Annotated in this window: 16 protein-coding genes and 1 pseudogene; 6 read left to right on the top strand and 11 right to left on the bottom strand. The window is 62.7% G+C overall.

Going from position 1 to position 21,735, the window contains the following annotated elements:
• Positions 1 to 165: 165 nt before the first annotated feature.
• From AC629_RS02815 to AC629_RS02795, 5 genes and pseudogenes are all read right to left on the bottom strand, one after another.
• A pseudogene (locus AC629_RS02815) lies at positions 166 to 1,549 on the bottom strand (sensor histidine kinase).
• 1 nt (position 1,550) lies between these two features.
• Entirely contained in the window at positions 1,551 to 2,225 is a 675-nt protein-coding gene (locus AC629_RS02810) for a response regulator transcription factor (protein WP_084803268.1), read from the bottom strand.
• A gap of 191 nt (positions 2,226 to 2,416) precedes the next feature.
• On the bottom strand, positions 2,417 to 5,770 hold the full coding sequence (locus AC629_RS02805) for a DUF7379 domain-containing protein (RefSeq protein WP_084803267.1): 3,354 nt from the start codon (positions 5,768 to 5,770) through the stop codon (positions 2,417 to 2,419).
• Positions 5,771 to 5,856: 86 nt separating this feature from the next.
• Positions 5,857 to 7,386, bottom strand: coding sequence for a hypothetical protein (locus tag AC629_RS02800; RefSeq protein WP_143198861.1), 1,530 nt, complete (start codon positions 7,384 to 7,386; stop codon positions 5,857 to 5,859).
• Positions 7,387 to 7,494: 108 nt separating this feature from the next.
• Positions 7,495 to 8,724 carry a CHAT domain-containing protein gene (locus AC629_RS02795; protein ID WP_168195376.1) on the bottom strand — a complete coding sequence of 410 codons (1,230 nt, stop codon included), beginning with the start codon at positions 8,722 to 8,724 and terminating at the stop codon, positions 7,495 to 7,497.
• Between the two features lie 1,291 nt (positions 8,725 to 10,015).
• On the opposite strand from AC629_RS02795, the gene AC629_RS02790 reads away from it, so the two are divergent.
• The 3 genes from AC629_RS02790 to AC629_RS02780 are packed head-to-tail and all read left to right on the top strand — an operon-like array spanning position 10,016 to position 16,083.
• Positions 10,016 to 11,218, top strand: a complete 1,203-nt coding sequence (locus AC629_RS02790) for an efflux RND transporter periplasmic adaptor subunit (protein WP_245331694.1) — start codon at positions 10,016 to 10,018, stop codon at positions 11,216 to 11,218.
• Positions 11,219 to 11,266: 48 nt separating this feature from the next.
• Positions 11,267 to 14,518 (top strand): efflux RND transporter permease subunit, encoded by a 3,252-nt coding sequence (locus AC629_RS02785; RefSeq protein ID WP_084803263.1) that lies wholly within the window; start codon positions 11,267 to 11,269, stop codon positions 14,516 to 14,518.
• Between the two features lie 14 nt (positions 14,519 to 14,532).
• Positions 14,533 to 16,083, top strand: a complete 1,551-nt coding sequence (locus AC629_RS02780; protein ID WP_084803262.1) for an efflux transporter outer membrane subunit — start codon at positions 14,533 to 14,535, stop codon at positions 16,081 to 16,083.
• Between the two features lie 35 nt (positions 16,084 to 16,118).
• Here AC629_RS02780 and AC629_RS02775 read toward each other — a convergent pair whose 3' ends face one another.
• Positions 16,119 to 16,391: a hypothetical protein gene (locus tag AC629_RS02775; protein WP_084803261.1), complete on the bottom strand. Its 273-nt coding sequence runs from the start codon at positions 16,389 to 16,391 to the stop codon at positions 16,119 to 16,121.
• A gap of 104 nt (positions 16,392 to 16,495) precedes the next feature.
• Here AC629_RS02775 and AC629_RS02770 point away from each other — a divergent pair, with 104 nt between their 5' ends.
• A complete protein-coding gene (locus tag AC629_RS02770) occupies positions 16,496 to 16,804 on the top strand; it encodes a hypothetical protein (protein ID WP_084803260.1) in 309 nt (102 codons plus the stop codon).
• Between the two features lie 399 nt (positions 16,805 to 17,203).
• Here AC629_RS02770 and AC629_RS02765 read toward each other — a convergent pair whose 3' ends face one another.
• The 3 genes from AC629_RS02765 to AC629_RS02755 form a co-directional block, all read right to left on the bottom strand.
• Positions 17,204 to 17,962 (bottom strand): sulfite exporter TauE/SafE family protein, encoded by a 759-nt coding sequence (locus AC629_RS02765; protein ID WP_084803259.1) that lies wholly within the window; start codon positions 17,960 to 17,962, stop codon positions 17,204 to 17,206.
• A gap of 125 nt (positions 17,963 to 18,087) precedes the next feature.
• Complete coding sequence (locus AC629_RS02760) at positions 18,088 to 18,441, bottom strand: hypothetical protein (RefSeq protein WP_245331693.1); 354 nt, start codon at positions 18,439 to 18,441, stop codon at positions 18,088 to 18,090.
• Between the two features lie 137 nt (positions 18,442 to 18,578).
• Positions 18,579 to 18,905, bottom strand: a complete 327-nt coding sequence (locus AC629_RS02755; RefSeq protein WP_084803258.1) for a hypothetical protein — start codon at positions 18,903 to 18,905, stop codon at positions 18,579 to 18,581.
• A gap of 102 nt (positions 18,906 to 19,007) precedes the next feature.
• Between AC629_RS02755 and AC629_RS02750 the strand changes: the two genes are divergently transcribed.
• On the top strand, positions 19,008 to 19,940 hold the full coding sequence (locus AC629_RS02750; RefSeq protein ID WP_084803257.1) for a LysR family transcriptional regulator: 933 nt from the start codon (positions 19,008 to 19,010) through the stop codon (positions 19,938 to 19,940).
• 385 nt (positions 19,941 to 20,325) lie between these two features.
• Here the strand turns inward: AC629_RS02750 and AC629_RS02745 are convergent, their stop codons facing one another.
• Complete coding sequence (locus AC629_RS02745) at positions 20,326 to 20,697, bottom strand: hypothetical protein (RefSeq protein WP_245331692.1); 372 nt, start codon at positions 20,695 to 20,697, stop codon at positions 20,326 to 20,328.
• A 57-nt stretch (positions 20,698 to 20,754) separates the two neighbouring features.
• Between AC629_RS02745 and plsY the strand changes: the two genes are divergently transcribed.
• Positions 20,755 to 21,441, top strand: coding sequence for a glycerol-3-phosphate 1-O-acyltransferase PlsY (gene plsY, locus AC629_RS02740; RefSeq protein WP_084803256.1), 687 nt, complete (start codon positions 20,755 to 20,757; stop codon positions 21,439 to 21,441).
• A gap of 42 nt (positions 21,442 to 21,483) precedes the next feature.
• On the opposite strand, the gene AC629_RS47605 is transcribed toward plsY, so the two are convergent.
• Positions 21,484 to 21,735 (bottom strand): hypothetical protein (locus tag AC629_RS47605; RefSeq protein WP_210418992.1); only part of this gene is annotated, 252 nt, incomplete at its 5' end.

Here is a 21,735-nt window from a genome sequence, read left to right as displayed (position 1 = left end):
TCTTCAGACCCCACCTCGCGATGACGCCCTTGCGCTTCGCTAATCCTTCACCGCCATCAGGCTGGATAGAGGACTTCCACCTCCAAGCTGTCGCTCATACTCGGCACACAACAAAAAGGGCACGGCTCGCGCCGGGGTTTTCTTGCCGTTGCATTTGCTCGGCGGTCAGCTTTGATCAAGGGAACAAACGGCTTTCTGCGCTAGCCTGAACCGCAGCGTGAATTCCGCGCCGCCGCCGGGGAGGTTCTCCACCGCGACTGTCGCGGCATGATCGTCGGCGACGCCGCGCACGATCGACAGGCCCAGGCCCGCGCCGTCGCTGCGCTGGCGGTCGCGGCGCCAGAAGCGCTGGAAGATCAGCTCGCGCTCGGCCTCCGCGATTCCCGGGCCGCAATCGCGCACGCGCAGCACACCGTCGTCCCCCCACCTCGACGTCGACCGACGTGTCCTTTGCGGTGAACTTGATGGCGTTTTCGGCGAGGTTGAAGATCGCGCGCTGGAGCATCTCGGAATTGCCGTGGATCAGCACCGGCGCGTCGGTGCCCTTGAGCGCGATATCCTTGTGCTGCGCGATCGCAAACGGCGCGATCGAACCGACCACCTCGGCACAGACGGCGCGCAAATCCGCGATCTCGCCGGGATCGAGCACCAAGGTGTCGAGCTCGGCGATCTCGAGGAGCTGGGCGACGATGCGGCTCATGGCTTCGATGTCGGCATGCAGCGCCTGCCTTGCCGCGCCGTCGCCAAGTGTCTCGATCCGCGTACGCAGGATCGCGAGCGGCGTGCGCAATTGATGCGCGGCATCCGCTGTGAACTGCCGCTGCACCCGAAAGCCGTCTTCGAGGCGATCGAGCGCCTGGTTCACGGCGGTGACGAGTGGCATGATCTCGCGCGGGATCTGCTCCGTCGGCAGGCGAATGTCGGTGCGCGCCGGACCGATATTGCTGGCCTCCTCCGACGCCTTCCATAGCGGCGCGATCGCGCGGCGGAAGATGATGATGTCGGTGGCAAGCAGGATCAGCAGGATCGGGATGGTGATCCACCCCACCCGCCGGAAGAAGTTCGAGATGATGTCATCGGTAATCACGTCGCGATGGGACAGATCCTCCGCCACCTGAATGCGAACCGTCGTGCCGCCGATCGTCTTGGTGACGTCGGCGCCGGAAATCGTCTCTGATTCAGCTTCATTAGCCTTCTTGTGCGACGAGAACAGCAAGCGGCCGTCGGCATCGCGGATGTCGTACTGGTAGCGGCCATAAGCTTCCGAATAGAGTCCTCGAAGGCTCTCGGGCAGATTGAACGTCACCTTGCCGTTGGGCTGGACGGCGATACGCTCCGCGAGCGTCTCTGCCTGGGCGCGCATCGCAGCCCTATGCAGGTGGTCGATCTCGGAGTTAAGCAGCCAGAACAGCACCAGCGGCAGGAAGATCGCAACCACCGCAACCGCCACGATGTGCAGGAACACGATCCGCCAGATCAGCGATTTGAAGGTCGGAGATCTGGCATAGGTCCCGGCAAAGGATCCGACATGGGAGCCGACCTGGGCCACACTATTTCTCCTCGGCCATCAGATAGCCGACGCCGCGTATGGTGTGGATCACGACCTTGGCACCGTGCTCGGCGAGCTGCTTGCGCAGCCGCGAGACGTACACCTCGACCGCGTTGGAGGCGACCTCGCCTTCGAGCCCGAAGATATGGTCCTCGACGTTCTTCTTCGGCACCACCCGCCCCTGCCGGCGCAGCAGAATCTCCAGCACAGAGGTCTCGCGCGCGGAGATGATGCGTGGCTGGTTGTCAACGAAGATCTGGCGGCTTTCGGTGTCGTAGACCAGGTTGGCCAGGTGAAGCGAGCGGCCGAGCAGCTGGCCCGGCCGGCGCAGGATCGCCTCCAGCCGCGCCACCAGTTCCTCCATCGCGAACGGTTTTGCGAGATAGTCGTCGGCGCCGCTGCGCAGGCCGTTGACACGGTCCTGCAAGCCGCCGCGCGCGGTCAGCACCAGGACCGGCAGCGGCTCCATCTGCCGGCGCAGCTCGCGCAGCACCGACAGGCCGTCGCCGTCGGGAAGGCCTAGGTCGAGAATCATCGCGGCGTAGGTGACGCTGCGCACCGCCTCGCGGGCCTCAGCCGCGCTGCTCACGATGTCGCTCTCGTAGCCGGCCGCCGACAGCCCGCTGGCCACGAGCCGCGACAGCTCGGCATTGTCCTCGACGATCAGAAGGCGCATCGCATTCCCGCCGGATACCCGGTGTCACCACACGGCTCGCGCCGCATCTTCGCTCTCTTCCACCATTCGGGGCGCCTCGGCCAGCGAAAAAGCACTGGGCGGGCCGGCCATCCCTGCCCTGTCAGGTTCGTGTAAGCCGATCGGGCGCGCGCTCATAAGGCCGAGGGCGGCGACATCGATCCCGGTTCAATCTAGGGAGTATCGGAGACGCGCGCGAACGGATTGCCGTATACAGAATACGCCAACCAGGTCAGTTCCTTCCGGTTCTTGGCTGCCTCGCGTGCTGTCCGGACCGCATCCACCAGCGCATCTCCCTCCTTGAGCGACCGATAAAACGCCTCGGCAAAGCTGTAAGCGAGCTTGTCGTCGACCGACCAAAGCGCTCCGACCAACGCGCCCGCGCCGAGCTCGGAGTACGGCCGCAGGAATGCATCGACAAAACCGGCGACGCCTCCGCCAATGCCGCGTCCCGCGCGCCCGGTCTGACAGGCATTGATGAAGATAGTTGGCCTCGGTCCGCTTTCCGCGAAACGGGCAGCGACCTTGACCTGATCTGCCGACAGCGGGTCCTGCGCAAAAGAGCCGTCGACGTTGGTGCCCGTCATCAACAGGTCGGCCGTCATCACCGCCCGCTGCGCCGCCTCGCCATGGCAGGCAAAGTGCAGGACGTCGCATTCCCCGGCGTCCTTCTGGAGGAAGCGGGCCACCGAGAGGCTGTCGGGCGTCACCTCGCGGGGGCTGCCGAACAGCTTGGCCAGCATCTGGCGTTCGGCATCGGCGCCTTCGAGGCGCAGTCCGGGATCGAGATAGGCCGGGATCACGTAATTGATGCGATCATTGCGCATGGCGAGTTGCGGACCAGGCCATGGCGTGCTGTGCAGCCAGCGGATCAGCCCCCATTCCGCGAGGAAGCCCTTCCCGTCCGGTCCGGACTTCCGATCGTTGATGTAGAGCAGCTCCCAGGGAATGAACGGCTCCTCGGAGATAACCTGGATCGCACGGATCGCGTCGCGATGGGCCCACAACGCCTCGCGGACCTTGTCCGGCAACAACTCGTTTGCCATGACGATTCCGTTCGCCTGCAGGCGCGACAGGAACTGGTCGTACAACCGGTTCGTTGCGAGCCAGGAGCTCTCGATTCCCTTGAAGATCTCCGAAACATAGACATCGCGCGAGAAGCCGCTGGGAAGCGTGCGCGATTCCGAGACCGCGATATTCGGATCGACGCAGGCAAGATCGAAGCGGAGCGTCACCTTGCCGCTCTCCACGATCTCGTAGATCCTCAGCACCGCCGGCTCGTCGGGATGTGCCGCCATGGCCAATCCGACCTGGCTCCGGCGCAAGGTCTTGCTGTCCGCATCGACGAACACCGGGGCCAAGGCAAATGACGCGAGGATGCGCGGGCCCTGCCGTGCTTCGACCAGGATGTCGGCCGCTCCTTCCGCGGCCCCCTCCACGACGAACCGTAGCGACTCCGCCCTCTGATCCCTGGGCATGTCGAGCTCGGCACTGGTTTCACCGATGACCCTGCAATTCTTGCGCGCAATGACCTCGACAACGATGGCGCGCGCCGTGTCGACGTTGACCGGAGCATCCAAGGCGGCCGAAGCCGGATTTTCGGCGGCCTGAATTTTCTGACGGGAGACCGTGACGAACAGCGGGACCGGCTTCTTCGGCGGCGGATGAGACTCGATCTCCGCTGCAAAATAGCAAGCGGCGGTTCGTGATCCGGGGGACGTCGACGCCGACGGCGCCTCACCAGCAGCAGGCGCCTCCCTTGGCTCAGCCGGCGCAGCCGAAGCAGTTCCACGCGTTCGCGTCCGCCGCAATGTGAGAGTGTCCGACATGGAGTCAGATCGGGGGCTCTCCACATCGTCAGTCGCCAACGTGGTTTCAAACGGGGTTTCGACAATGGACGCCGCTCCGCGCCTCGACCGCCGCGGTGGTGCCTGCTGCAGATCGATTTGTTCTGGGATGCTGTCGAGACGAAGTGCGCCAAGACCCAGCCACTTACTCAATTTCGACGGAACGACCTCTGTCGCAAAGTACGTGGTGTGAAAGACGTCGTCCGTATTGCCGAAGGCAAATGTCGCGTCGTCCGCAAGGCGTGAAGTGCGGGTTCCGAACGAGGTCATCGAGGCCGTATCCACCACCAGATCGTTGTCGAGCTGGAACAGGCGATTGGTCACACGATCGGCAATGAAGTCGGCGAACTCCTTCGTCACGCCCTTGCCGGGCGCGACCTGCGCGACAAAGTTCGACGTGATCGCATAGTAGGCCGCGAGTTTCTCGAGCGGACCGGCCGCTCCGTTCAACTCCTTGACGAGATCGCTCGTGGGCCGCATTGCGGCAAGTCCGGGCACCCCGCGCTCATCAATGGCGACTTCGGAAAATGCCTGGACGAAGCGGCCGACAGTCTTGATCCCCTGCGCTACGATGGGGCTCAGCACAGCCCCGCCTGCCAGGAACGAAACCGCCCGGACGCCGGCCATAATGCCGTTGGTATAAAGATCGATCATCGCCGCCCAGTTATCGGGCTCGGCAAGATGCGTTCCGGCATTCGTACAGCCGACAAAGATGGCTTTGCCCAACCGGATGTCCGGTCGCTCGTCTGCAAGCAGACTTTCGGCAACGCGATAGACCAAACCGCCGCGGCTGTGAGCGATAGCGTCGATCGACGAATTCTCGGGAATGCCGAGAGCCTGCAGCGCCGCAACAAGAGCGGCCGCATTTTCCCTGGGAGTTGCGGCAAGGGTCTTGTGATCGAAGCCGAGCACGGCGTCGTAGTGTTCGTTGGCTTTCGAAAGGAACGCGTGGCCGCTCTCAGAACCGGCAAGCTGCGCGAAGCCACTCGCGGTCGATGAGAACGTGCCGTGCACCATGAGCAGGATCTTCAGCGGGCGGTCTTGCGGCAATCGCGGCCGCGCCGATTGAACCGGTGTCCATGCTGCCGGATCGAGCCCGGCTATCGTCACGATGCCCTCTTCCCTGTCCCCCTCGATATAGTCGGTCGCCGCATCGATGGCCGTCCTGGCGACAAACTTCAGCACATAGGCGCGGACCGGATCGATCAGCTTGTCGGAAACCCAGTCAAGGACGGGACCGCGCTTGCCGCTCGCGGTGGGGACTCCGCGGGCCGAACCTCTCGTCCCGGCCGTCAGCGGGAAAACCAGAACTTGCGCGCCGGCACGTTGCCGCGACGGTTGGCCGGCCTGCTGCGGATAAGTCCAGGCATAGACACCGCCCGCCCCCTCGATCAGGACCATCGCCCTTTCGGACGGGCCGACCTCGACCTCGATCTGCGTCGGCGTCTGCGGGTCCCGTCGCAGGGCACGCGTTCCCGGACGCGTCGGCACCATTTCAACTTCGGCCGCGATGGTGAAGTCGGACGCCGACAACGCCCTCCTGAGCTGATCGGTGCCGCTCATCTGGCTGGCTGCCCCGCGGCGAAGTCCCCGGCGGACAGGACCATCCTGAACGACCCTGACCTCGACATCGTCGGGGCTTTGAATCACGATCCCGTTCGCCACTTCGAGTGCAGCCATGTCTTCGCCCCTGTCCAGACGACCCTTTTCGTCACGCCCTCATGTGCCGCTGGGGGGTTCCTGCGCGCCCCTCCATCAGCGCGAGGTCAAGGTTTGACTCTCGGCTGAGACGCCGGCGCCGCCCAGCCGAGCAAATTGCCATCAAGCGCCGACGACTTCCGCATCAGCTTGTTGGCTTCGATGTAGGCTTCCGCGGTCGACGGCACGAGATATCCCATGACGAACCCGAGGACGCCGAAAAGAGCAACGATGAAGGTGTATACCGACCAGGAGATGGGCGGCGCGTCCAGACCGTAGTGTACGGTCACCAACGTGAAGCCGATGAGCAGGCAGAACATGACAGAGGCCATGACCACTGCATGGGTCCCGCCGTCCCTCAGCCTCGCCTCGTGATAGTCCAGTCCATCGGCCCTCAGCCGTACGTCGAGTAGAATGCTCAGGACCACCGTGTTGACCAGGAAAATGAGGGAGAACAGCGAACTCGCCGCGAACGGATGACTCTTCGCCAGCCAGCCCTCTGCTATCGGAATTATGCTGTATGTTGTGAAGAGTACCAAGTTGGCTACCGAATAGGAGACCACCCCAAAGACCACGTAAGAGCGCCATGGCAACGCGTACAGCGATGGGCGTGCAAAATTCGTCGAGGCCTTCGGGTAGACCGCAAAGAAGATCGAGATCATCAGCGCTACCGCGTGCGCGAGGGAGGAGAGGCCTCCGGCCAGCGAACTAACTGCAAATTTCCCACCCAGATGCAGGAAGAACAGCGGCGCGACAGAGATCACGAAGTCGAGGACGAAGATTATCACGAGTGGCGCAAACGGCAGCGCCTGGGGGAAAACGATCTGATATCCGAAGCTGGCAATCAGCTCGATCCGGGAGTCGCGCCTGTCGACGACTGACAACGTCGCCTCGGCCAACCGACGCTGGTACGCGACCCGCAAATCTTCGCATTCCTCAGCGATGAAGTCGGAAATCTCGAGCACCAGCTCCTGCGCATCGACATCCGACACCATGATGTCTTCCGTCAGCAGGAGTGCCCGGGCCGACCGCCGCAGCATTCGCCGATATTGCCTCTCCATCTCGTCAAAGGCGGCTTTCCGCGCGCGGAAAAACCGCGCGAAGCGCTTATTGCCCCGCAGCTCGACGAAGCTGGTATGAAGGGAAGCCACCTGCTTGATCATGGTCGCGGCGCCGGCGGCGAGCACCTCGTCGTCGTGATTGAGCGCCTTCTCGATCAACCTGGCGGGGACGCCATATCCTTCGAGCTCACGCTGCAGCTCCGGCTTTGCCCGCTCTGTCACCCTGATCGGCGAACGCGCGATGGCTGCCGTGACGGTTTCCACAGCCTGGGGATAGCGCGCCAGAGTCTGCATCATGGTCCGCAGAAAATTGATCACCCGACGAGCAAGAGGCAGATGAGGCGCCACAACCATGAACGCCATCGTCGCGGGTATGGCAACGAGCAATCCAGCTTCAGGCTCCGCATGCGGACGGAGAGACGTGATCAGCGAATGCACTCCGATGACGAGAAACACATAGAAGACCAGGGCGATCGCGACGTAGGCGAGGACCCCGAAGTAATAGCGATCGCGGTTTACGCCATAGCGGATTTCCATGATCTCGAAGGGAGCGTGAAAGTCGATCGCGCTGACGATGCAGATCGCGATCGCACCGAGGCAGAGAGCAACGACGGACGGGTCAAGGCCCTGCATTGGTGAAACTCACTATGATCCTGCTCGGTCCACGAAAATTTCTCCGTCGAGGCCGCGCATGTACAGAACCGGCGAAATCCATTCGGCGAATTGCCGCGCCTTCAATTCGGCCCGGGTATGCGCCAGCGCCGCCTGTATCGATACGTTGTCGGCGAGATAGGTGTAGAACGTATCGGCAAACGCGAGACCCATATTGTCGCTGATTTCAAACTGCATGGCGATCACTGCAGGGACGCCTCCCTGAATGAGCTCCGCGGCGGTGCTCGAAAACAGGGAGCCAGGTTCGCCTTGCGCCCCGCTGCAGGAGTTCAGGACGACGAGGCTCGGCGTTTGGCCGGGCTGGGTAAGAAACGTCTTCAGCGCGTCGGCATAGAGCCGGGCCCCTCTCGACCCGCCCTCCTCCTGGACCACAACGAAGCCCATTTGCCGGTCCGGATCGTGTCCACCGTGGCCGATGAAGTGAAACAGGTCCCACCGCTTGCCTTCGTCTCCCCTCAGGAAACGGCGGTTGAGATCGCGGGCCTTTGCTGAGGGTATCCAGGACAGCTTCAGTCTCTTGCCGTCATTCAGCTCGCTCAGCGCGTTCTTGATTGCGACCTGCTCGGCGTCGACCTCGATCTCGTCCAGCGGGAATCCGTTCAGGACCTTGACCCGCGCGGCCATGCCCAGCATCCGTATCGGCCTTGCCGCGCACATCCGGCGTTCCTCGCCATAGTCGTCAACGGCGCGCGTGAACGGCGTGCTCTGGGATGTCGTGACATAGAAGCGGTTCTTCTTGTCATACATTGTTTCCCACGGCACGTAGGCGAGCGTGGAATCGCTGACCCGCAGGCGGATCAGGAACGGCTCATCGTCTCTTCGCGCCGCCTGGGAGCATTCCTGATAGAGTTCAAGGATCTTTCGCTGAAAGATGAAGTCGAAGAGTTGCGAGCCGACTTCCTGCACGATCCGTTCGTCCGATCCCGCGGTCAGACTTCCGGCAGCATCTCGGATAGCGGGTCTTGCCTCGTCGCCGCCATCTGCCGCGCCCGCATTCTCGTATCGCGGACGTAGCGCCACCTCGGCGCTGCGCGCGCCAGAGGACTGGAGGATCGCTTCCTGCAGCGGCCTCAGGTTCTGACGAAAACTCGGCTTGAGCTTCTCGACTTCGATCTCGCGGCTCGACGAATTGTAGTCCGCGAAAATGCGGCAATGGTTTTCACCACAATCTTCAATGGTCAGATTGAAAACGACTTTCGCCACGACGCAACCCTCAGCCGCGCACATGCCAGCGCAAAAATCGCGCCTGCAAAAAGTCTACACCGGACAGAAAGGCGCGCAACGGTTGAATGGAGGACGTTGTGCCGCAACATCTCAACGCTCTGAGCGCCTCAGACGGCGCAGGCCGCACCGCTATGTCCGGTATTATTCTCCCTATCTACGGTAGCCGGCATTCCGCCGGTCCACCTGTTTTTGTTCGGGCCATCCAATCTCAATGCACGCGTCGGTTGAATTTCGATCGAGTAATCGTCGACGGGACCAAACAACCGGAGATCGGGGCCGACTGTGCAGAGTCTTCTAGCGCGAATTCTCCGGCATGACTGTGAGCCGCTTCACAACCTCGTCTTGCTGACCCTTGCCAGCGCCAGCCGGCTGTCGGCGCCGACGCGAATATTTCGGATTATTCGATATTGCTTTGGCGCTGGCTTACCCACCCCTATTAACGTGATCAGCGGAGCAACCATCGCGGCAAACCGTCTCGAGGCTCGCCTTGAAGGCACCGAGGTGGTTGCTGCTGTGCAGCAGGACGGGACGGAAACGCCAAGGCGAAGTCAACCGGAGCAAGGGAGACAGCGCGGTGCTCGCCCGAGGTCAAGCGGCGCCCGTCCCAGGGCATCGTAAGGGCATCGTAAGGCCGTTGTAAGCCGGCCTTGTTAACGTGCTCCGGGTCACCGCCGATACGATCGGCAGACCCGTTGGTGAACGAGCAACTTACCTCCAAGGGCCTCACCCAGCCGTCGCTGCGGTCATTGACCCAATCATGGAGGTCATCGCCGAGGCAAGTCCTGCCTCTTTCACGGAGTTGATGTCACGTCGCCTCGATCCACGCCGATCAGTCGCAGGGCCGCACGTTGGATTGCATTCATTTCTGGCTGTATCTCCGGGATACTCGCGCTGGAAGTCGCCCTGTCGCTTGGCCTGTTTGCTTGGAGCGGCGAGCCGCATGCCATCCCGGATCTCGGGACCCAGTCGCGGCAGGCAGCGGTAGCAGCGGCAGCAGCGATCGTCTCCGTGGTCGCTCAAATCATCGAAAAAGCGTCGCACTCGAACGAAGATCGATAGCGCGGCCGACCTGAGAAGAGTAAATCCGACCCGGGAGGAGTAAAGGTGCGCGCTCATGCCGCTGCCGCTCCTGGAACCTGTCAGGTCAACGTAAGGTCGGCTTGATAACACGACGCTGCGCAAGGGATTTCGCTGCAACGTTGTGGCGCTCGGTAATCCCGGCAGATCATGCGCGAACGCATCCAAGGGAATGAGCGTGGCAGGAGCTAAGATGGCATCTCGCATCAAGCGTGCGGGCTATGCGATAGCGGTCGCAGTGATCGCGGTCTCGCTGACCGGCGCTTGGCTATTCAGCCGCACTCAGGACATTCACTCGGCGATGGCGGCGAACACGGACGCCAAGAGCGACGTCGATGTGGCGCAGCAAACTGTCGACATCAGCGAGAAGCAGGTGGACGGATTCAAGATTCTCGCCGCCGAGCCACGCTCATTTCGTGTCGTGAAGAACGCGGTCGGCTCGATCGACTTCAATCAGAATATGTTGGTTCAGGCGTTCACAACCAACCCGGGCAAGATCGTCGATACGATCCTCAATGTCGGCGACACCGTCACCAAAGGGCAGACGCTGTTCACGATCGACAGCCCCGATCTGCTCCAGGCCGAGTCATCCCTGCTTGCGGCAGCGGGCGTGCTGGAGCTGCACACCCGGACGCTCAATCGCGTCAAGCAGCTCCTGAAGACCGGCGGCGGCGCGCAAAAGGACGTCGATCAGGCGACCTCCGATCAGCAGACTGCCGAGGGCAATTACAAGGCCGCCCGCGACGCCGTGCGCATCTTCGGCAAGACCGAAGAAGAAGTCGACCGGATCCTGGCGGACCGCAAGGTCGATTCCATCCTGCGCGTGCCAAGTCCGATCTCAGGCAAGATCGTGGCCCGAACCGCAGCGCCCGGCCTCTACGTCCAGCCGGCGAACGCGCCGGCGCCGTATACGCTTGCCGATCTCTCCACCATGTGGATGGTCGCGAACGTCATCGAGACGGACGCACCCGCCTATCGGCTCGGCCAGCCCGTGGCCGTCAGCGTACCGGCCTATCCCAACGAGGTGTTCCGAGGGACTGTGACGACGCTCGGGCTCAACATCGACCCGAGCACGCATCGCCAGCTGGTTCGCTCGGTGATCGACGATCCCGACCACAAGCTTCGCGCCGGCATGCTCGCAACCTTTTCGATCGAGATCGAAGGGCCGAAAACATCGGTCGCGGTCCCGTCGGAGGCCGTCGTCCGCGAAGGTGACGGTTCGATGACAGTGTGGGTCACCACCGACCGCCGCCGCTTTCAGAGGCGCGCGGTGAAGGTCGGACTGGAGCAGAATGGATGGCGCCAGATCCTCGAGGGGTTGAACCCCGGAGAGCTGGTCGCCTCGACAGGCGCAATTTTCCTCAGCAACAAGTTTGCGATCGCGGTCACAGGCTGAACCTTACATCCGGCGACCGCGCCCGCCGCTCAGTACAAGTAAACGATCTTGATCAAGAGCATTCTCCAGTTTGGCCTGACCCGCAGCGCGATCGTCGTGCTCGGCCTCATCGTGTTCTGCGCCGCCGGCCTTGCGGCGTTCAGCAAGCTGAACATCGAAGCCTATCCCAATCCGGCGCCGGTGATCCTTGAGATCACCGCACAGGCGCCGGGGCTTTCGGCCGAGGAGATGGAGAAATACTACACGATCCCGATGGAGGTCGGACTCTATCCGACGCCCGGCGTCATCAACATCCGCTCGACCTCGTTCTACGGCCTGTCCTTCGTCCGCGTCACCTTTCGCTACGGCGTCGACTATTATTTCGCGCTGACGCAGGCTGCCCACAGCATCCAGCAGAACATCCAGCTCCCCGGCAACCTCGTGCCGACCATCCAGCAGTCGAGCCTGGTCGGCGAGATCTTCCGGTACGAGCTCGTCGGGCCGCCGAATTTCGGCCTGACCAACTTGCGCACCCTGCAGGATTACGTCGTCGCCCGGCGCCTGATGACCATTCCCGGCGTGGTGCAGATCAATGCGTGGGGCGGCACCACCAAGCAGTTCAATGTCGATGCCGACCTGTCCAAGCTCGAGTCTTACAACATCACCGTGCCGCAGCTCGTCTCCGCGCTCGGCAATTCCAACGTCAATGTCGGCGGCCGGGAGATCGCGATCGGGCAGCAGTCGGTCAATATCCGCGGGATCGGCCTGATCGACTCCGGCGGTGCCGATGACGTTACCAAGGGCTACCGGGTCCAGGATATCGAGAACATCGTCCTCACCCAGCAGAACGGGCTTCCGATCCAGATCAAGGACGTTGCCAAGGTCTCGATCGGCTACGTCCCGCGGCTCGGGATCGCCGGCAAGGACCGGGACGACGACGTCGCCGCGGCTATCGTCGTGATGGGACGAACCCAGCATACCAACGACATCATCCCGAAGATCGAGGACGAGGTCGCCAAGATCAACAGCGACGGCACGCTGCCCCCGGGCGTCAGGATCGTGCCCTATTACGACCGCAGCGCGCTGGTCGACGTGACCACGCACACCGTGCTCCACAACCTCGTGTTCGGTTGTCTTTTGGTGTTCGTGATCCAGTGGGTGTTCCTGGGCAATCTGCGCAGTGCGCTGATCGTTGCCGCCAACATTCCGTTTGCGCTGTTCTTCGCCATCATCATCCTGGTGCTCCAGGGCGAGGACGCCAACCTCTTGTCGCTCGGCGCGGTCGATTTCGGCATCATCGTCGATTCCGCCGTCATCATGATGGAGAACATCTTCCGCAATTTCCAATCGAGCCCCGAGAGCCGCGCCCGTTTGCTGCAGAATCTGGCCGAAGGCTTTTGGGGCCCCGATCCAACCGCGTCCACACAAGGTCATGCGTCCCCGGTGCGCTGGACTGACCGGCTCAGGATGATCTTCGTCAGCGCGCTTCAGGTCGACAAAGCCGTGTTCTTCACCGCCGCGATCACGGTGACGGCCTTCGTGCCGCTGTTCACGATGCAGGGCGTCGAAGGCCAGATCTTCGGGCCGATGGCACGCACCTATGGCTACGCGCTCGCCGGTGCCCTGCTCGCGACCTTCACGGTGACGCCGGTGCTCGCCGCGTTGCTGCTGCCCGAGCACATCGAGGAGACCGAGACCGTGATCGTGCAGGGCTTGCGCAGGTTCTACACGCCCGTGCTGCGCTGGGCGCTCGGCCGCGTCAGGCTTGCAGTGACTGCGGGCGTCATCTTCCTCGCGCTCTCGGGGCTTGCGGCAAGCCGGCTTGGCAGCGAATTCCTCCCCGCACTCGAGGAAGGCAATTTCTGGATCCGCGCTGCGATGCCGCCGACCATCTCGCTCGATGCCGGCACCGAAGCGACCCGCAAGATGCGCGAAATCCTGCTGCGCCATCCCGAGATCATCACCGTCGTCTCGCAGCACGGCCGGCCCGACAATGGCAGCGACGCCTCCCCGTTCTCCAACGTCGAGCTGTTCGCGCCGATCAAGCCGTTCGACCAATGGCCGCCGGGACTGACCAAGGAGAAGTTGACCGAGGAATTGCAGAAGGAGTTCGACGAGGAACTGCCCGGCATCACCTTCAATTTCTCCCAATACATCCAGGACAATGTCGAGGAGGCCTTGTCCGGCGTAAAGGGCGCCAATTCGGTCAAGATCATCGGCCCCAACCTCAATGTGCTGGAGCAAACCGCGACCAAGGTGATGGACGTGATGCGCGGTGTCCGCGGCGTTGCCGATCTCGGCGTCTTTCATCTGGTTGGCCAGCCCAACCTCAACATCAAGGTCAATCGCGAGAAGGCGGCCCGCTACGGGCTGAACACCGGCGACGTCACCACCGTGGTTCAGGCGGCGCTCGGCGGCAACGTCGCCACCAGCGTGCTGGAGGGCGATCGCACCTTTGGCGTCGCGGTGCGCCTCGACCCCAAATTTCGCCAGAGCATCGACGAGATACGCAGCCTGAAGGTCGCCTACGCGACGCCGTCCGGCACCAATGCCTATATTCCCCTGAGCGAGCTCGCTGACATTTCGCTCGATACCGGCGCGTTGTTCATCTACCGCGAGAAAAGCCAGCGCTACATCCCGATCAAGTTCAGCGTACGGGGCCGCGATCTCGGCTCAACGGTCGCGGAGGCGCAGGCGCGCGTTGCCGAGGCGGTGCAGCTTCCGACCGGCTACCGCATCATCTGGTCCGGCGAGTTCGACAATCTCGAGGCAGCGAAGGCCCGCCTCATGATCGTGGTGCCGATCACCCTGCTCCTGATCTTCGTGCTGCTCTACAGCCTGTTCAACTCGGTGCGCGACAGCCTGCTAGCGCTGGCAGGCATTCCATTCGCCGTCGGGGGCGGCCTGATCGCACTCTATCTCGCGGGCCTCGATTTCAGCATCTCGGCCGCGATCGGCTTCATCTCGCTGTTTGGCGTCGCGGTGATGGATGGCATCCTCAACATCACCTATTTCCGCGAGCTGCGCGCCTCCGGCATGAGCATTGCGGACGCCGTATTCAACGGAGCGGAACAGCGCATGCGGCCGATGCTGATGACGGCGCTGTCGGCCGGCGTCGGCCTGTTCCCGGCGGCGCTGTCGCACGGCATCGGCAGCCAGGTGCAGAGGCCGCTTGCCACCGTCGTGGTCGGCGGTATGTTTATCGGCCCGTTGCTGCTGCTCGTGGTGGCGCCGGCGCTGCGCAAGATCTTCCTGTCGCGGGAGCAAGCGCCGTCGGAGCAGGACAGCGCGGCCGCCTCGCCGCCCGAAGCGGCCCATTAGGAAGTCTTGGGGGGATGCGTAGCGTGACAGCCATGACCCGCCTCGCACGAGGGCTCGCGACCGGCTGCGCAAGCCTTTGGCTTGCGAGCTGCGCGGTGGGTCCGAATTTCTCCCCGCCGCCGGCGCCTGACGTTACCCGCTACACGCCGGAGCCGACGGCCTCGCCGCGCAGCGAAGCCGACGGGCCGCGCGTGCCGCGGCAGCGTTTCGTGCATGGCGGCGACATCCCGACGCGCTGGTGGGGAGCGTTCCGCTCCAAGCCCCTGAACGAATTGATCCGGCTGTCGATCGAGCACAATCCCTCGCTGCAATCGGCCGAAGCCGCGATCCGCGTCGCCAATTTCAATGCGCTGGCACAGCGCGGGCTTTTCTTCCCGCAGATCGGCGCAAATTACACGCCCTCCCAGCAGCAAATATCCGGCGCCTCGAGCTCGGGCCCAGGTGGCCAGTCCCCGGCGGTGTTTTCGCTCCATACCGCGCAATTGGAAGTCAGCTTCGTGCCGGATATTTGGGGCCAGAATGTTCGCGCCGTCGAGAGTCTCGACGCAATAACCGAGCAGCAACTGTTCCAGCTCGAGGCGGCCTACCTCACGCTGACCGCCAACGTCGTCACCGCGGCGATCCAGGAAGCATCACTCCGCGGCCAGATTGCTGCGATCCAGCGCGTTGTGAAGATTGAACGCGGTATCCTGGAGATCGTGAAGAACCAGCACACCGCAGGCAGTGCGTCCCAGGTCGACGTGCTGGCGCAGGAGGCCGCGCTGGCCCAGTCCGAGCAGCTCCTGCCGCCGCTCCAAAAGCAGCTCGCCGTTCAGCGCGACCTCCTGACCGCGCTTGCCGGACAATTCTCCGCAGACGAAATCCTGCAAAAGTTTACGCTCGACGGGCTGACGCTACCCGCAAATCTGCCGGTGAGCCTGCCGAGCAAGGTGATAAGCCAGCGTCCGGACGTCAGGGCCGCCGAGGCGCTGCTGCACTCGGCGAACGCCCTGGTCGGTGTGTCGATCGCGGCGCGGCTGCCCAACGTAACGATTACCGGAAATGCAGGATCCGTCGCCTTCAGCCTGGCCGAGTTGTTCACGCCAGGGACCAGCTTCTATGTCATCGCGGCGAGTATGACCCAGCCACTTTTCGATGGGCTGACGCTTTACCACAAGCAGAAGGCCGCAGAGGCCGCAGTGGACCAGGCGGACGCACTCTATCGCCAGGCCGTCGTCACGGCGATGCAGAACGTCGCCGACGCGTTGCGCAGTCTGCAGGCCGACGCGCGTGCCGTGCAAGCTGCGGTCAAGGCCGAACTCGCCGCGAAGGCAAGTCTCGACATCATTCAGAAGCAGCTCGTTCTCGGGCAGGTCAGTCAGGTGGTCGTGCTCAATGCCCAGCAAGTATATCTGACAGCTGCGGTCGTTCGCGTTCAGGCTCAAGCGACGCGCCTCTCGGACACCGCCGCCCTGTTCATGGCGCTCGGCGGCGGCTGGCCGGCCCAGTGCACGACACCGGTTTGGCGCGACTGCGTGCTGGCGGACGCCTCCACCGTGACCGCTCCGGCGAGCAACACCAAATGAATGCAGCCACCTCGCCGGCGGATCGAGCGGAGCGCTTACCAGATGACAAGCGCGCACAGCAGCGCAAGCGGCAGGATCGCAAGTCCGATCGGAACCCATTTGCCCATGTCGGCCGGATTCTTCGGATACTGGAAAATCTGGAAGGCGACAAAGCCACAGACGATCACGCCCAATACGATGCGAAACAGATCGGAAGGCGAGTCGTAGATCGACCAGAGGTTTTCGTTCTGGGGAGTAGCGACACGAAAGGTGACCGCAATCACCACCAGGAGGAAGAGCGTCCGCAGAACGAGACCGAGGAACCGCATATGTGCCATCCAGCGCCGCAGCGAATCTTACCACAAGCTGACGAAGGTAGCCATCACCCTCGCAGCGCCGGCGTAGTGCCCATTGTTTCGGCTGAAGGTTCGTCATGAGATACGGAACCATCCCGGCTGTCGCACTTGCCCTGGCGTTCACGTCGACCGGCTCGGCCGGCGCCGCGACGTCGTCGCGCTGTCATGTAGAGGTTCTTTCCTCCCAAAAGCTCCCCTATGCGCTGGTCGGCTATTGGCTGCTCAAAGCCACGGTGCGAGTGACTTATCCGCACGGCCCGACGGTCATCTCAACGCTCCTCAGGAATTCGCCTTGGCAGGAGAGCGTCCGACGGGGCGATGCGTTTTGGCTCGACTGCGAGCGCCTTCGAAATGAATGGACCGTCTCGCTGTTGCCGATCCAATAGCCGCATCCCAGGGGGCCTATCATGGGAAATATGTTTCTCGGCGCCGTTCAAGTCGCACTGCTCGCAGCCGCCAGCCCAGCCATCGAACACGGAGATCGGCCGCCCGTCGCAGAGGTGCGAATGGTGTGCGACCAGAACTGCAGCTGTTGGCCGACGCGCTATCGGGGACGCCGGCTGCTGCTGGCCGATCGCCCCGATCTGGCATGTCCGCCGCCGGCAGCTGGTCGACCTGCCCACGGCCATTACAACGGCTACTACCGAACTGGACCCGCAACGGGCATCGGATTTGACAGCCGCGCCCCGGTTCGGGAATTCGCGTTCCCGTTCTGAAGCAACCGCGCGGCCAAATCACTGCCGCAAAGAAACGCCCGGCCCGGACATGCAATAGTTCCTCGCGACTTACCCGAGATAACCGTAGACCCCGTCCCACAACAGCTTCAGCGCCGCGACCACCAGCAGGCCGTAGCAGGCCCGGTAGATCTGCCGCTGGTCCAAACGCCCGTGAAGGCGCCAGCCGAGCCAGACGCCGGTGGGAATGGCGAGCAGGCAAATCACCATCACGATCCATTCGTTGCCAGCCGGCCGTACCAACAGCAACCACGGCACCGCCTTGGTCGCATTGCCGACGGTGAAGAACAGGCTCGTCGTTCCCGCATAGACTTCCTTGGTGAGACCGAGCGGGAGCAGGTACATCGCAAGCGGCGGTCCGCCGGAATGCGCGACCATGGTCGTGACACCCGAGGCGAGACCGGCAGCCACCGCCTTCGGCTTCGAGCGCGGAGCGATGATCACCTTCGGATCGCTCACGAGCCACAGGCCGACGAAGATCAAGGTCACGACCGCCATCACGATCGCGACGGCACGGTGATCCAGCACACGGAACAGGAGATAGCCAAGCCCGATGCCGATCAGGAGCCCGGGCAACAGCAGCAAGAGATCCGGCTTCGACCAGGTCGAAGGCTTCCAGTAGCGAAGCGCGAACAGATCCATCGCGACGAACAGCGGCGCGAGCAGGCCTCCAGCGGTTACCGGATCCATCACGAAGGACAGCAGCGGAATGCCGACGATGGAGAACCCGCCACCGAATGCGCCTTTCATGAAGCAAATCAGGAACACGCCGGCGAAGGCAATGAGGATGGTGGTGGCCGTCAGATCCATGTGTCGTCTCCGCGGCCATCGCGCCGATCACAGAGTGCAATTCAACAACCTGACTCCATTGCTCCGACATATGTATCGCATCAATCGAAACATTGATCTCGGTGCAATTTGACCGTGCCTTTGGACTAAACAGCGACTCTGTCGAGAAGACTGGAAACGTCGTTTCGGGTCTCGATCGCCTGGACCGAGTTCTCGAAAGCTTTCTCGAGCACGCTTCTGCCGATGGTCCCGAGCACGAGGCCGAGGATCCAGCCTTTGAGGTTCTTGCCCTCGCGCACGACAACGACGTCGATGTCGGTCCTGCCGTCGCGCCGCCGCCGGAACGTGTAGGTGTGCCGCGACGCGCCTCCCCATACATTTGAATCAGTCGTTGTCAGGACGACACGGTTGGGGTTGGACCAGTCGTAGTCGAGGCGCTCCCAGATCCCGCGCGAGCCTTCGGTCACGTCGGCCTGCGTCAGGCCAAGATGGTGCACCACGAGGTATTCGTCGGCGCTGTTGCGGAACAGCGTGGAGCGGCCGGGCCCGAAATCAGTCAGCCCGGCGATGTACTGCTCGGGGGGTCAGGCTGGTAGTTCGATGAAGACGGATTGTGGACATCTCTGGCTCCCGGATTTCAGTTCGCGACCGCGCTCGTGTTGCGGATGAGCAGGCGGTCGCCGATCCGGCTGATTTCCAGCGCGCCCGCCTGGGTCGCAGTCGAAAGAACGACGTGCTGGCCGGGCGCAAGCACGGATACGAAGCGGATCGGCGTTCCAGCCGTACCTTCGGCAAGCGTCGTGACGACGCGGAATCCGGCGGGCTCGACCGTGTAGTAGGTGACGCCGGAGATATCGCCGAGATGGACACTCCGGCCCTCGATCGGCCTCAGGTCGTTGGCGTGAGCGGCTCCGAATGAGGCCAGGGTGATTGCGGCTGCGAGAAGCGTGTTGCGGATCGACATGCGACCCTCCGTTGGCTTGGGCGGCGGGCGGGACGCCCGTCTGCTCCCTTGCCGCAGGACATGGTCAAGCCTAGATCATCGATCAAACAGATGAGGTCGATAATGGGTATCGATACTGTCAATCTTGGTCGTATCGATCTGAATCTGCTCGTACATCTCGGCGCACTTCTCACCGAGCGAAGCGTTACGCGGGCGGCAGCCAGGGTCGGCATTGGCCAGTCTGCGATGAGTCACAACCTCGCGCGGCTGCGGGAACTGTTCTCTGACGAGCTGTTGACGCGAGGGCCCGAGGGCATGCGCCTCACCCCTCGCGCCGTCACGTTGCTCGAACCGGTGCAGGCCATGCTGGCCCAGGTCGAAGCGCTGGTGTCGCACGAACAGACATTCGATCCGGCGACGGCGGTGCGGACTTTCAGGTTCGGATTGCCGGACAGCATGGAAATCCTGTTCATGCCGGCGCTGCTCGCCCGTATGCGCGAGGTTGCTCCCGGCATTCACCTCCGGCTCTACAATTTCGATGCATCCCGGCTGCTCGACGACCTCGATGCCGATGAGATGGACATCGCCATCGGCTATGACGCGTTCGAGCAAGGACAGCTCCACCACAAGCGCCGCAAGCTGTTCACCGAGAGCTATGTGTGCATGTTCGATGCCGAGAAGACCGGCATCACGCCTCCGATCTCGCTCGACGACTATGTTCGGCTTCCCCACGTGCTGACCAGCCTGAGACCGGCGCGCAACGCGCGCGGCATCGTCGACGAGGCGCTGGAGAAGCTCGGATTGCGTCGCTCCGTCGCGCTCACGACGCCACGCTTTCTGACGGTCCCGTCGTTGGTGGCGCGCGCGCCCGTCATCGTCACCATACAATCGCGCCTCGCTCGCCGGTTCGCCGCCGAGCTCGGGCTCAGCCTCAGTCCCCTGCCCATTGAGTTGCGCGACGTGACGGTTTCCTTGCTGTGGCACGCATCCTACGATCGCGATCCGGCCCACGCCTGGTTACGCGAGCAAGTCGCACTGCTCGCAGCAGAACTGTGACCACGGCGCGCGGCAAGTTCGCCAATGAGAACGAGAACATCCCCCATAAACTCACGCCGCGCATTGCTCCTACATTTGTATCGGTCCAATGAAAACGTTGAGCTCAGTCCAATTGTGAGCTGAGGCCGTTCCCGCCGAGGCTCGGCGCCTCCGGGCGACGTCATAAATACGCAATCCTGCAGAACTGTCGTGAGGCATGTCGGTTGTCCTGGACAACACACGCCCTGGGTCGTTCGGTCATGTATCGCATGTTCTATTTTGCCGCCTTCCTTGCTGTCACCGGCACCGTGTTCGGATTGCTGGTTGCGTTCGAGAAGCTCATCGGCGGGTGACGCCAGGCGCGCGTTGCCGCGTTAGCTAAACTACCGTCGCGACCACCTTACGGCTATTCGTCGGGACACCACCGCCCGATCAGGAACGAGCCACCTGCGACAGCGGCAAACAGGGACGCCACCGCGAGTATAGTAGTGGACATCGAGATCAAGCCGCGCTCGTGGGCATTCAGCGCGGCGGTGCCAAACGTCAGCCAGCCCCCCGTCGCGACGACGTTCGACACGCCCCGCAAGACCGCGCACCGCGTCACCGGCCTGTAATTCAGGAATCTCAAAAGCAGCGGCCCGCCCGCGAAGGCAAGCGCAAAGACCCATGCAAGAGCCAGCATTGGCACGTCGAAAAGGCTGGTCAAACCGGAGGACAAGGCAAGTACTCTGAAGCGTTCAGAGTTTGACGTCTGGACCGAGGTGAGGTTCAAGAGCATGGCAGTCAAGCCAAGCCGGCCATAAATACTGATTGCGGAAACTGGAAACAGAACACCATGGCCTTCTCGACAGCGAGCGCGGTTGGATTCGTGATCGCCTATCTCTTGGGATCCACGCCTACGGGCTATCTGGCGGGAAGACTCCTCAAGGGCATTGATATTCGAGAGCACGGCTCCAAATCCACCGGGGCGACGAATGTGTTGCGGACTCTCGGCAAATGGCCGGCGTTGTCGGTGCTCGTCGCCGATGTGCTGAAGGGCGTCGCGGCCATCATCGTTGCCCGCTCGTTCTGTCCTTGGCTCTACGCACAGTTTTCCTCAACGCCGCTGACAGCGCTGGATCTGCAAGCCTGGGTGCCATGGACTGTTTGCCTGGCCGGAATTGCCGTGCTGTTGGGGCATTGCCGCTCGATTTGGTTGAACTTTACAGGCGGAAAATCCGCTGCGACCGGGCTGGGGGTGCTGCTGGCGATGTCGTGGCCAGTCGGATTGAGCGCTGCGGCGGTCTTTGGCATCGTGCTGGCTATTGCCCGGATTGTTTCCCTCAGCTCGATACTCGCGTCACTGACGGCAATCGTTCTCGTCTGCGGTTTTGAGCACCCGTTTCCCTACCGGCTGCTGGTCATCGGAGGCGGCATCTACGTGATCGTTCGCCATCGTGCCAACATTCAGCGGCTATTTGCGCGGACGGAGCCACGCTTGGGTCAACGTAGCCCGGATGTGAAAGCAGAAGCGCGAGTCTAGCGTAGCGTCTTCCGGAGATTCGATAGCGCATCTGGGCCGCCCTTAGCCAAGCTCGGCGCGGCCGGTGCCTTTTCGACCGAGGAGACCAAGCCGATTGAGGAATTGGTCGGGCGGACACCGATCACGACCAAACAATTCGTCGAGGATTTCAAGGCAGCGTTTAGCACTACTTTGGCAGAACTTGTTTGTGCAGCGACTTTTCAAGGATTTGTCTTCTGCAGTACGGGCACCGCTGAGCCCGCGGCCGCAGGATGAGATCGACGATGGCGTGACGTACTGCGGGCATGGTTGGCT

Origin of the sequence: Bradyrhizobium sp. NAS80.1 (assembly GCF_001908205.1) — a bacterium.
Classification (GTDB): Bacteria; Pseudomonadota; Alphaproteobacteria; order Rhizobiales; family Xanthobacteraceae; genus Bradyrhizobium.
The sequence above is the reverse complement of the archived record's forward strand: the minus strand, read 5'-3'. Positions and strand labels throughout refer to the sequence as shown.